The 2,673-nt window shown below is 58.2% G+C and carries 3 protein-coding genes; all 3 read right to left on the reverse strand.

Annotated elements, in window-relative coordinates; all coding sequences use genetic code 11:
• A partial coding sequence (locus tag J2W40_RS20410) for a glycosyltransferase family 25 protein (protein WP_310227787.1) occupies positions 1–841 on the reverse strand: 841 nt, incomplete at its 3' end.
• A 61-nt stretch (positions 842–902) separates the two neighbouring features.
• On the reverse strand, positions 903–1,763 hold the full coding sequence (locus J2W40_RS20415) for a glycosyltransferase family 32 protein (RefSeq protein ID WP_310227788.1): 861 nt from the start codon (positions 1,761–1,763) through the stop codon (positions 903–905).
• A gap of 5 nt (positions 1,764–1,768) precedes the next feature.
• On the reverse strand, positions 1,769–2,673 hold a 905-nt coding region (locus J2W40_RS20420; protein ID WP_310227786.1), incomplete at its 5' end, for a carbamoyltransferase C-terminal domain-containing protein.

Raw genomic sequence — 2,673 nt, forward strand, 5'->3', positions numbered from 1 at the left:
CGCAATTTGCCGTGATCTTCGGCGAACGTTTCATCAGAGCCATGGCGGCCTGATGATCAACCGCCCGGCCGCACACGGAAATCCTGACAGTCCCCGGTGTCATGATCGCGAGCGGCCTCAACCAATAAAACTGCCTGTTGATCCACATGTCGACCGGCCCGACAACCGGCATCGCGCGCAGCAACGATTCCGCTCCGCTTCGCGAGAGCACATAGCCGCAGAGGAACCAGAGCCCGCGTACCGGGCGAAACAAAGTTTCGCCCACGTCTGCCCGCTCACAGGTTCCGCCAGCGTCCTCGTAGGAAAGATAGACCATGGTCAGTCCTTCGCCATTTCCTCTGGTCGAGGCCTCACACCACGCACTTTCGATCGATGCAGCTGCACCGCGGCGGAACCACACGTCGTCCTCGAGAATTAGGACGTGCTCCTCGGATCCCGTTGCGACAACTTTCCACGCTTCGATGTGCGATCGCGCGACAGCTATCTCTTGGCGCGTCATCGTCACGGCCTCGTTTCGTTCGAAACAAGCCTCTAACCTAGCGTCCGGCTGGACGTAAAGCTGATCGTCGAGGACGTATAACGGGTCTACGTCTGCAGTCGCTGCGACCGCTCTGCCGTCGCGTGCGTCGACCGCGGGAAGACGCTTTACGAGGGCGGTCAACCGCCGGCCCCTGTAATCCCTGAAGCGAGCGAGCTCCCGCAAAGTCCTCGTCATGCGGTGAGGTTGTCGATCCAAGTTTATTATGAGGATCGCCCCAATCCGGCTCACGTCCGTTCCAAACGCGTCGATTCGCCCTCCCGGCAAAGCAGCCGCGATCCGGCGAACCAGGCGGAATGCCACGGCTTGCAAGGCTCTGGCGGGGCGTTCGAGCCTCATGCGCTCATATTCTCCACGAGCGCGATCAGCATCCGTATACGTTGCGCCAGTTGCGCTCGTCTTGGCGATAAGAAAGGTCCCACCGCATTTCCGCGATAGCATCCCAGTCGCGTATCAGGCTAAAGTCGAGTGGGTCTCCTCGGAGCAGGAGAGCATGCGCGTGTGCGGCAAGGACCGTCGTGAGATTTCCCGGTCCAGTGGTTGCTTGGATCTCCGGTCGACCGTTGCCCTCGAGTAGCAGCTCAGTCGCCCGGCACAGGGCATGTTGCAGGACTGGATGTCCGGGTGGCGCGGCGATTGGATCGTTGTTGACGTAAAAGTTGCGCTCTCCTGAAGGTAAATCCGTCTGCCAGATATCGGAGTTCTGCATCATCCCGCCCGCCGGGATGTCGTAGCAGAGAGGCTGAAGCTTCAGTCGATCGTCTTCAAACAGGCGCGTCCAGCCATCGTTGAGCAGCACGTCGTCGCAGTCGACATACAGCCCTCCTTCTGTAACGAGCGCGCAGAGACGAAAATAGTCGGACCTCATCGCCGGATGCGCACATCGACTGAAGGCGGTGACCTCGCGTTCCCCCTGTCGATCGCGAATGTAGCGGTCGGCTGAGTCGTCATCATAGGTCCGGACACCGAAGCCTTGTTCTCCCAGTCGCTCCCAGGTCGACATGCAAGCCGCGACGTCGTCCGGCAGTGCAGAATGATCGTGCCAGAATCTGATCAGATTACGCGGTATCACCGCGGGTATGTTCCGCGACCGGCATGCGGGATCTATGCCGATCTGCATGAGGACAATATCCCGGATCAGTGTTGATCGAGACGCCTCGCTCTTCTCAAAGCCGGGTTGCAGAGCCACGATTCGTTGCCGTGCGTAGTCCGAATAATTTTGCACGGCGCTCAAGCTGTGGCCTCTTGTGGGCTGGAATCAGATTGAGCAGTTCTCCGTTGCCGGTAAGCAGCATAAGCAGGAGAGCTTCGCAGGAGATGAATCCGGCCATTGACCACGAAGCCATCGAGACCGTGCTCCCTAGTGTAGACATCGAGGTCACCGATATCGTTGATAAACCCCTTGCCCTTGAAGTTGAGCGACGTGTTGCAGAGGACGCCGTAGCCGGTCATCGTTCGAAAGGCAGACAGCACAGCGTGCAATTCTAGATTGGAATGCTCTGTTACGGTCTGCAGGCGTGCAGTCCCATTGACGTGCGTCACCGCACGCAGCTGATCGGTAGTCGCCCTGAAGGTAAAAAGCATGTGTGGGCTATCGACATGACACCCGAACCATCTGGCCGCCTCCTCTCGCAGGCATACTGGCGCAATCGGCCGAAACTGTTCACGTTGCTTGATGACGTTCAAGCGTATTCGCGTCTCGTCGCTAAACGGAGCAGCCAAAATCGAGCGGTTACCAAGGGCACGCGGTCCTATTTCGTAGCGACCGTGCGCCCATCCGAGAATGAAATCGTTTGCCAGAAGGTCCGCGACGAAAGCGTCGTCCCGTTCCAGCACATCATATGCATCGTGCTCAAACGGAACGTCGTCGCGAAATGGTAGGCCGGCATAGACGTTCCATTCGATTTTGGGGTTGCCAGTCAAACGGAACTGAGCGTCGATCGCGGTTCCAATCGCCGATCCACTATCGTTAGCCACAGGAGGAACGAAGACGCGCGAGAACAGACCACTGTTCATCCATTTACTGTTCCAGTCGCAGTTTAGGGTCCAAACCCAATCACCCTCTTGAAATTTCGCCCACACATTGATCCAGGGAGTCTCCGCTGAGAGAGGAGGCTTTTGGGAATGTCGCGGTC

Source organism: Sphingobium xenophagum (assembly GCF_031457465.1).
In the GTDB taxonomy this organism is placed as follows: Bacteria; Pseudomonadota; Alphaproteobacteria; order Sphingomonadales; family Sphingomonadaceae; genus Sphingobium; species Sphingobium xenophagum_A.